This is a genomic window from Streptomyces narbonensis, from assembly GCF_014649015.1.
In the GTDB taxonomy this organism is placed as follows: domain Bacteria; phylum Actinomycetota; class Actinomycetes; order Streptomycetales; family Streptomycetaceae; genus Streptomyces; species Streptomyces narbonensis.
The window spans coordinates 1-9,132 of record NZ_BMSF01000015.1 but is presented as its reverse complement, the minus strand read 5'-3'; the positions used below and the strand labels follow the sequence as shown (position 1 = coordinate 9,132).

The window sequence follows — 9,132 nt, the reverse complement described above, 5'->3', positions numbered from 1 at the left end:
AGCTCTGCGAGCTGGCCTACCTGGACTCGAACCAAGACTAACGGAACCAGAAACCGTCGTGCTGCCAATTACACCATAGGCCACCGTGGCAACGTCCCCCACCAGGGAGGATTCTGCTCGGCTTGCGCTTTCCGGGTTCTTGCCTTTCGGCTTGTTCCCCTCGGCGCAGAAAGAACATTACCTGAAGGTGGACGGTGCTCCAAAACGGGTATCCCCGCGGAGCAGGGCGGGGAGCTGGCGCAGGTCCGTGATCCGCCGCAGCTCGGGCCGCCCACCGGTGTCCGCGCGGTCCAGCCAGATGCCCACGAGCCCCGCCTCGGCCGCGCCCCGCGCGTCGATGTCGGGCTGGTCGCCCACGTACGCGATCTCCTGCGGGGCCAGGCCGAGGGCCGTACAGGCCGCGTGGAAGGCCTCCGGAGCGGGCTTGGCGAAGCCGAGCTCGGCGGCGCACAGGACGGCCTCGAAGCGGTCGCGTACGCCCAGGGCACGGAGCTTGGGGTCCTGGGCGTGGATGCTGGAGTTCGACAGCACCGCGTGCCGGTAGTCGACCGCGAGCAGGTCGAGAACGGGCAGGGCGTCCGGGAAGAGCTCCCAAGCCGCCTGGTAGTGGACGACGTACCGGTCGAACCAGTCGTCGGCCCCGGCGGCCGTGAGCCGCGGCGCCCCGAGGAAGTCCCGGACGCGGGCCCGCCGCTGGTCCTGGAAGTCGCCGCCCTCGGTCTCGAAGCGGCGCCAGTGCAGTTCCGTGAGCTCCCGCCAACGCGCGAGGGCCTGGTCGACGGAGTCGAATCCGTCGAGCAGGCCCTCGGCCGTCAGGTGCGCGCTCATGCCGGCGCGGTCGGCTGTCGCGTAGTCGAAGATCGTGTCGTCCACGTCCCACAGGACGGCGCGGATGCTCATGCCACGACCGTACCGCCGCGCCCCCGTCACGCGGGGCCGATCGACCGGTCCCGGAGAACGCCCCGGGGGCGGTGACCGGAGGTCCGGCCACCGCCCCCGGGGAGGGAAGGCGCGGCTCAGCCGGCGAGCTTCGCCAGGGCCGCGTCGATGCGGGCCAGCGACTTCTCCTTGCCCAGGATCTCCAGGGACTCGAAGAGGGGCAGACCGACCGTGCGGCCGGTGACGGCGACACGGACGGGGGCCTGGGCCTTGCCGAGCTTGAGGCCGTGGGCCTCGCCGGCGGCCAGGACCGCGTTCTTGAGGGACTCCGGGTCGCTCCAGTCGGCGTCCACGAGCTTCTCGCGGGCCGTGGTGAGCAGCGCGGCCGGCTCGCCCTTCATCGCCTTGTCCCACGAGGGCTGGTCGAAGACCGGCTCCGGGAGGAAGAGGAAGTCGACGTTGGCCGTGATGTCCGAGAGGACGGTGATGCGGGTCTGGGCGTGCGGCGCGATGGCCTCCCAGGCGGCGCGGTCGAAGTCCTCGGGCGCCCAGTTGGCGTGCGGGGCCTGGAGCCAGGGCTCACAGGCCTCGGCGAAGGTCTTCACGTCCAGCATGCGGATGTGGTCGGCGTTGATCGACTCGGCCTTCTTGAGGTCGAAGCGCGCCGGGTTGGCGTTGACGTCGGCGATGTCGAACTTCGACACCATCTGCTCGATGGTGAAGATGTCCTGGTCCGCGGAGAACGACCAGCCCAGGAGGGACAGGTAGTTCAGCAGGCCCTCGCGGAGGAAGCCGCGCTCCCGGTAGAGGTTGAGGGAGGCCTCGGGGTCGCGCTTGGAGAGCTTCTTGTTGCCCTCGCCCATGACGTACGGCAGGTGGCCGAAGGCGGGGATCTCCTTGGCGACACCCAGCTCGATCAGCGCCTTGTAGAGCGCGATCTGGCGCGGGGTGGAGGAGAGCAGGTCCTCGCCGCGCAGGACGTGGGTGATCTCCATCAGGGCGTCGTCGACCGGGTTCACCAGGGTGTACAGCGGGGCGCCGTTGGCGCGCACGATGCCGTAGTCCGGGACGTTGTCCGGGGTGAAGGTGAGCTCGCCGCGGACCAGGTCCGTGAAGGTGATCGGCTCGTCGGGCATCTTGAAGCGGACGATGGAGTCGCGGCCCTCGGCGCGGTAGCGCTCGATGCGCTCGGCGCTCAGGTTGCGGCAGGTGCCGTCGTAGCCGGACGGCTTGCCGGCGAGGCGGGCCGCGTCACGACGGGCCTCCAGCTCCACGGCGGTGCAGAAGCAGTGGTACGCGTAGCCGCCGGCGAGCAGCTTCTCGGCGACGTCCTTGTAGATGTCCATCCGCTGCGACTGGCGGTACGGCGCGTGCGGGCCGCCGACCTCCGGGCCCTCGTCCCAGTCGAGGCCGAGCCACTTCAGGGAGTCGAGCAGCTGGTCGTACGACTCCTCGGAGTCGCGCGCCGCGTCGGTGTCCTCGATGCGGAAGACCATGGTGCCCTCGTTGTGCCGGGCGAAGGCCCAGTTGAAGAGAGCGGTGCGGACCAGGCCCACGTGGGGGTTGCCGGTCGGCGAGGGACAGAAACGGACGCGGATGTTCGCGTTAGCCACGCTTGATCACCTTATTGGTGAGAGTGCCGATGCCTTCGATGGTGACGGCGACCTCGTCGCCGACGTTGAGGGGGCCGACCCCGGCGGGAGTGCCGGTGAGGATGACGTCTCCGGGGAGCAGCGTCATGGCCTCGGTGATGTGGACGACCAGGTCCTCGATGGAGCGGATCATGTCGCTCGTCCGACCCAGCTGGCGCTGCTCGCCGTTGACCGTGGCCTGGATGGCCAGGTCGCTCGCGGCAGCGATGCTCATGCCCGTCTCCACCCAGGGCCCCAGGGGGCAGGAGGTGTCGAAGCCCTTGGCGCGGGCCCACTGCTTCTCGCGCTGCTGGGCGTCGCGGGCGGTGACGTCGTTGGCGCAGGTGTAGCCGAAGACGACGTCCTTCACGCGCTCGCGGGGCACCTCGCGGCACATGCGGCCGATGACCACGGCCAGCTCGGCCTCGTGGTGCAGCTCGTTGGAGAAGGAGGGGTACTCGATGGCGTCGCCGGAGCCGATCACCGAGGTGGTGGGCTTGAAGAAGGCGACGGGTACGTCGGGGACCTCGTTGCCGAGTTCGGCGGCGTGCTCCGCGTAGTTGCGGCCGATGGCCACGACCTTGTTGGGGAGCACGGGCGGCAGGAGCCGTACCTTGCTGAGCGGGACCTTGGTGCCGCTCAGCTCGAAGTCGGTGTACGGGATGCCCTTGATGATGTCGAGGACGAGGCCGCCGGACTCGACGGTTCCCTCGCCCTCGACGGCGCCGAAGGCCACATTGCCGTCGATGGAGAATCTGGCGATGCGCACGAGTGCTGTCGCCCCTCACTTGGTACTTGCTGGAGTCTGACGCTCCAGGCTAACGCGGCGAGGGGGCCGCCGACCGGCGGTATCGGCGGTGTCAGCGGGAGGCGGACACGTACGGGGCGGGCTCGAAGGGGGCGGGGGCCGTCATGAGGACGGTGCGGCGCGGGTTGGCCGTCTGCCCGGGGAGTTCGGCGGCGTACTCCGGCAGGGCGCCCCGGCCGAGCTGTGCGGCGTCCTCGAGGTGCGCGAGGGTGGAGCGGCGCGGGTTGGCCGTGGTGAGCAGCGGCGCGGTCTTCGTGGGGTTCATGGCGTTCTTCAGACCCTGTCCCGGGAGGGGCGCCCGTTCGGGCGCGCGAGCATCGTGTAAAGCGTCAGGCTAAACATGCGATTCCCTTCGAATGCATGGCTAAGACATCGATCTTCGTGTGAGTTTGCTCACCAATCACTCCACATTCCCGACATTACGGACTGTCGCGAGCCGTCACGGAAACGGGCATTCCGGCACTGAATGCTCCATTCCGCTCCTGATCATCGCGACTGGGACACACGGGTACGCGGTGCCATTGGAGCAGAAACGCCCGAATCCTCCCTGATCATCTTCTACATGGGGTGACGCGTCGAGTACGGGTTGTCATCCCGCTCCGGGTCCGACACGCGGCTCTTGTTGGAGGTCCGGCACTGTGCTGGAATTCCACGCACCGTCGCGGGTTTCAAGCCGGCGCGCAGGGGGCGCAACGCAGCGCCGGTTCCGAGTGGCGGGGAAGGGGGAACTGCGCCGGTCACCGACGACCACCATGGGACGCATCACGCGTTCCATACGACGCCGACACCGTCCTCTCCGTTCACCCGGAAGGACGCCTGGTCCAGAGGTTGCGACGCTAGTGCAGGGACGTTTCAAGAGGGATGGCTCGGGGTCTCCCCAGGCCCGTCAGGGCCGAGCCGAAGCTCCGGCGGAGCAGGAACCGCGTGCCGGGACCGACCGCGGTCCCTCGGCCTCGCACACCCCCAACCAGGGTCAGGGACCGTCCGGCGGGGGCGGTGACGGCAGGCGCGCGAGCGCCGGGGCCGCACCGGCCGATCCCGCCGCGGCTCCCGACAAGCCCACGGCCGAGAACTCGGTCGGCCCCCGAATAGCCCTGCGCAACTGGCGCATCTCCACGCGTCTGGTCGCGCTGCTGACCCTGCCCGTGGTCGCGGCCACCTCGCTGGGCGGTATCCGCATCAGCGAGTCGCTCGCGGACATCGAGCAGCTCGACCACATGCAGCTGCTGACCAAGCTGACCCGTGAGGCGACCGACCTCGCCGTGGCCCTCCAGGCCGAGCGTGACCTCTCCGCAGGCCCGCTGGCCAACGGCAGGCCCGTCACCGACTACCAGGTCGCGAACCCGCGCAAGAAGACCGACCGCGAGTACAAGGCCTTCCTCGCCGCCACGGACGAGATCCCGAGCACCGAGGAAGACGACGCGCTGCGGAGCATCCGCCAGAACGTCAGCCAGATCGCCTCGCAGGTCACCGGTCTCCACCTGATCCGCGGCAACGCCTACACGAAGGGCGTCTCCCACTCGGTGACGGTCGAGGCGTACAGCCGTCTCATCCGTTCGCTGCTCAGCCTGTCCCAGGACATGGCGCAGGCGACCAGCAACCCCGAGATGATCAAGCGGACCCGGGCGCTCGCCGCCTTCTCGTCCGCCAAGGAGTACGCCTCCATCCAGCAGGCGATCATCGCCGGCGCGCTCCCCCCGAACGACCAGAGCCCCGGCAAGATCCAGCAGGGTGACCGGCTCTACGGCGAGGCCGCCTTCAACTCCGAGGGCGTCGAGCTCAAGTCCTTCCGGGCGATCTACGAGACCACCGGCGGGGACGCCGAGGAACTCACCGCCGCCCTGAACAACGGCGACCCGTCGATCACCGCCGCCGAGAAGTACGCCGAGCGGGTGCTCAAGTCGGACGCGGCGATGCCCGGTGGCACCAGGCGCGGTCACCTGAACTTCACCGACGAGTACGGCACCAAGATCACCTCCATGAACCGCACCGAGAGCATCCTGCTCGGCGAGATGGAGAGCATGGCCCGTGAGCTGCGGCAGGAAGCCCAGCGCGAGGCCATCATCAACGGTGCGCTGATCCTCCTCGTCCTCGGCGTCTCGCTCATCGGCGCCTTCGTCGTGGCCCGGTCCATGATCCGCTCGCTGCGCCGGCTCCAGGACACCGCGACCAAGGTCGCCCAGGACCGACTGCCCGAGCTCGTCAAGCAGCTCTCGGAGTCGGACCCGCAGGACGTCGACACCTCCGTCGAGTCCGTCGGTGTGCACTCCCGGGACGAGATCGGCCAGGTGGCCGCGGCCTTCGACGACGTGCACCGCGAGGCCGTCCGTCTCGCCGCCGAGCAGGCCCTCCTCCGGGGCAACGTCAACGCGATGTTCACCAACCTCTCGCGCCGCTCGCAGGGCCTCATCCAGCGTCAGCTCTCGCTCATCTCCGAGCTGGAGTCCCGCGAGGCCGACCCGGACCAGCTGTCCTCCCTGTTCAAGCTGGACCACCTCGCGACCCGTATGCGCCGGAACGGCGAGAACCTCCTCGTCCTCGCCGGTGAGGAGCCGGGCCGTCGCTGGACCCGTCCCGTCCCGCTGGTCGACGTGCTCCGCGCCGCCGCCTCCGAGGTGGAGCAGTACGAGCGCATCGAGCTGGCCGCGGTCCCGGCGACCGAGGTCGCCGGCCGGGTCGTCAACGACCTCGTGCACCTCCTCGCCGAGCTGCTCGAGAACGCCACGTCGTTCTCCTCCCCCCAGACCAAGGTCCGGGTCACCGGTCACGCGCTGCCCGACGGCCGGGTGCTCGTCGAGATCCACGACACCGGCATCGGCCTCTCCCCCGAGGACCTCGCCGCGATCAACGAGCGGCTCGCCTCGCCGCCCACCGTGGACGTCTCCGTCTCCCGCCGCATGGGTCTCTTCGTGGTCGGCCGCCTGTCCCTGCGACACGGCATCCGGATCCAGCTGCGCCCCTCCGACTCGGGCGGCACCACCGCGCTCGTCATGCTTCCGGTCGACGTCGCCCAGGGCGGCAGGAAGCCCATGCCCAACCCGGCCGGCGGCGGCCAGGGCGCGATGCCCCCGGGTGCCCAGGCTCCCGGCGGACGCCTCCCCAGTGGTCCCGGCGCGGCCGGCGGCCCCGGCGGCGGACGCCCCGGCGGTCCGGGTGGTGCCCCCTCCTCGGCGGCCGGCCGGCTCGGCGCAGCCGCCGGTGCCGGACGTGGCCAGGTCGGTGCGAGCGCTCCGCGCGCCGCGCTGCCCGGTCGTGACGGCGCCCCGCTCACGGGTGGCCCCCAGCCGTCCCGTACCCAGCAGCCCCAGCAGGCGCAGCCGGACCAGAGCGGACAGCTGCCGCAGGCGCCCCAGGGCCCGCAGCAGGAACCGCTGCGTCCGGCCCCCGGCTCTGGCGGTCTCATCGGCGGTGCGGCGAGCGCCATCCCGTCCCGCACGGACGTGTGGGGCAACCAGGGCAACCAGTCCTCGGGGGGCAACCAGGCGGGCCGGCAGGCCGGCCCCGGTGCCCAGCGGCAGGCCCCGCAGGGCGAGCAGGCCGCCGGTTACGGCGCCCCGCGCGCCGAACTGCCGGGCGGCAACCCCCAGCCGCAGCGTCCGCAGGCGGCGAGCTGGGGCAACGACCCGGCGCAGCAGCCGGTCCGGCGCCCGCAGCAGGAGATGACCCCGCTGGACGCCCCGCGCGGTCACGAGGACCCGGAGACGACGGGCCGTTACGCGGCTCCGGCGGCCCCTCAGGGCCCCGGCTCCACGGGCCAGTTCCCGCGCCCCGACTTCGGTGCGCAGCAGCAGGGCCAGCAGCCGCAGGCTCCCCAGGCCCCGCAGATCCAGGCGTACCCGGGCGGTGTGCAGGACCCGGCGTCGACGGCGCAGTTCCAGCGCCCGGACTTCGGTGCGGCCCAGGGGCCCGGCTCCACGGGCCAGTTCCCGCGGCCGGACTTCGGCGCGCAGCAGGGTCCCGGCTCGACCGGTCAGTTCCCGCGCCCCGACTTCGGCGCGCAGCAGGCGCCCCAGCAGGCCCCGCAGGCACAGCAGCAGGGCTACCAGGGTGGCCAGCAGCAGCAGTTCGGCCAGCAGCCCTACGTACCGCAGGCGCAGCAGGCCCAGCAGCAGGCTCCGGCCCCGCGGCAGCGGACCGGCGGCCCGGACCTCGGTGCCCCGCGCCCGGTGAACGAGCAGGCCGAGCAGCCGCGTCAGCCGCAGCTCCAGCAGCCCCGCCGTCCGGAGGCGCTGCCGCCGGCCACCGGCTCGGGCGACGGTCGTACCCCGCTGTACGACACGCTGGAGACCAACTGGTTCCACCAGGAGCAGGCCCAGCAGCAGGCCGGGCAGCAGGGTCAGACCCCTGCCGCCCCGCAGGCGCAGGCGCCGGCCGCTCCGGTGGCGCAGCGTCCGGCCGGAGGCCCGGCCGGTGCCGGTGCCGGAGACGGCCGGCAGAACGGTGGAGCCGCCTGGCGGACCTCCCCCAACGACGAGTTGGTGCGTCAGGCCGAGCGGGTGCGCAAGCCCGCGGCCGGCGGCGTCACCACCTCCGGCCTCCCCCGGCGCGTGCCGAAGGCCAACCTCGTACCCGGGACCGCACAGGAGCAGGCGCACACCGCCGGCCCCCAGGTCTCGCGTGCACCCGACGACGTCCGCGGCCGGCTCACCAATCTGCGCCGCGGCATCCAGCAGGGCCGACAGGCGGGTAACTCGACCACGGGTAACCACCACCTCGGTCCGAACCATCAGCAGGAGCGTTAGTTGAACGCGATGAGCCAGGCGGCGCAGAATCTGAACTGGTTGATCACCAACTTCGTGGACAACACCCCCGGGGTGTCCCACACAGTGGTGGTCTCCGCCGACGGACTCCTGCTGGCCATGTCCGAAGGATTCCCCCGTGACCGCGCCGACCAGCTGGCGGCGGTCGCGTCCGGACTGACCTCGCTGACCGCGGGTGCGTCCCGGATCTTCGAGGGTGGTCCTGTCGCACAGACCGTGGTGGAGATGGAGCGCGGCTTCCTCTTCCTCATGCAGGTCTCCGACGGTTCCTCACTGGCCGTGCTCGCCCACCCCGAGTGCGACATCGGCCTCGTGGGCTACGAGATGGCGCTGCTGGTCGACCGGGCCGGCAGCGTGCTCACCCCTGATCTCCGCGCGGAGCTCCAGGGCAGTCTGCTCCACTAGCGGACCGTCATCACGACAGGGCGGTACGCCCCTCCGTACCGCCCTGAACATGTTCATCGTCCGGCCGCCCCACCCGGCCCCCCACCGGCCCCATCCGACGGCGGAAGTCTCGCTGTCACGCCCGGAGGATTCATGACCCCGCCCCCCGCCTCTCACGATCCGTACGGCGCCTCAGTCGACGAGTACGGACATGAGGGCGACCAGCCGCTGGTGCGTCCTTACGCGATGACCGGCGGCCGGACCCGGCCGCGCTACCAGCTCGCCATCGAGGCCCTGGTCAGCACCACGGCCGACCCGGCGCACCTCGCCACCCTTCTTCCGGAGCACCAGCGCATCTGCCACCTGTGCCGTGAGGTCAAGTCGGTGGCCGAGGTGTCGGCGCTGCTGTCGATGCCGCTCGGCGTCGCCCGGATCCTCGTCGCCGACCTGGCGGAGGCCGGCATGGTGGCGATCCACCAGCCGGGCAACGGAGAGACCGGCGGCACGCCGGACGTGACACTGCTCGAAAGGGTGCTCAGTGGACTTCGCAAGCTCTAGCGGCGGCGCCGGCGCTCCCAGCCGGTCGACCACCAGCGCGAAGATCGTCGTGGCGGGCGGCTTCGGCGTGGGCAAGACCACGTTCGTCGGCGCCGTCTCGGAGATCAACCCG

General features: G+C 71.2%; 7 protein-coding genes, 1 tRNA gene and 1 pseudogene. 4 read left to right on the top strand and 5 right to left on the bottom strand.

Translation table 11 applies throughout. The features are described 5' to 3' along the window. Nucleotides 1–11 precede the first annotated feature (11 nt). From IE124_RS25785 to IE124_RS25765, 5 genes are all read right to left on the bottom strand, one after another. Nucleotides 12–83, bottom strand: a tRNA-Gln gene (locus tag IE124_RS25785). A gap of 94 nt (nucleotides 84–177) precedes the next feature. After that, nucleotides 178–900, bottom strand: a complete 723-nt coding sequence (locus tag IE124_RS25780) for an HAD family hydrolase (RefSeq protein ID WP_189510838.1) — start codon at nucleotides 898–900, stop codon at nucleotides 178–180. Between the two features lie 116 nt (nucleotides 901–1,016). After that, nucleotides 1,017–2,492, bottom strand: a complete 1,476-nt coding sequence (gene gltX / locus IE124_RS25775) for a glutamate--tRNA ligase (RefSeq protein ID WP_189510834.1) — start codon at nucleotides 2,490–2,492, stop codon at nucleotides 1,017–1,019. Continuing rightward, on the bottom strand, nucleotides 2,485–3,279 hold the full coding sequence (locus IE124_RS25770) for a fumarylacetoacetate hydrolase family protein (RefSeq protein ID WP_189510832.1): 795 nt from the start codon (nucleotides 3,277–3,279) through the stop codon (nucleotides 2,485–2,487). The genes gltX and IE124_RS25770 overlap by 8 nt, the downstream gene beginning before the upstream one ends. Before the next feature lie 91 nt (nucleotides 3,280–3,370). After that, complete coding sequence (locus tag IE124_RS25765; RefSeq protein WP_189510829.1) at nucleotides 3,371–3,583, bottom strand: hypothetical protein; 213 nt, start codon at nucleotides 3,581–3,583, stop codon at nucleotides 3,371–3,373. A 574-nt stretch (nucleotides 3,584–4,157) separates the two neighbouring features. Here IE124_RS25765 and IE124_RS25760 point away from each other — a divergent pair. The 4 genes and pseudogenes from IE124_RS25760 to IE124_RS25745 all read left to right on the top strand — a co-directional run. Continuing rightward, a complete protein-coding gene (locus tag IE124_RS25760; RefSeq protein ID WP_229832875.1) occupies nucleotides 4,158–8,060 on the top strand; it encodes a sensor histidine kinase in 3,903 nt (1,300 codons plus the stop codon). Between the two features lie 9 nt (nucleotides 8,061–8,069). Next, nucleotides 8,070–8,483 (top strand): roadblock/LC7 domain-containing protein, encoded by a 414-nt coding sequence (locus tag IE124_RS25755; protein ID WP_015036421.1) that lies wholly within the window; start codon nucleotides 8,070–8,072, stop codon nucleotides 8,481–8,483. A 132-nt stretch (nucleotides 8,484–8,615) separates the two neighbouring features. Continuing rightward, a complete protein-coding gene (locus IE124_RS25750; RefSeq protein ID WP_017235980.1) occupies nucleotides 8,616–9,020 on the top strand; it encodes a DUF742 domain-containing protein in 405 nt (134 codons plus the stop codon). Beyond that, nucleotides 9,001–9,132, top strand: a pseudogene (locus IE124_RS25745) (ATP-binding protein); the annotation flags it as partial. The gene IE124_RS25750 and the pseudogene IE124_RS25745, both read left to right, overlap by 20 nt.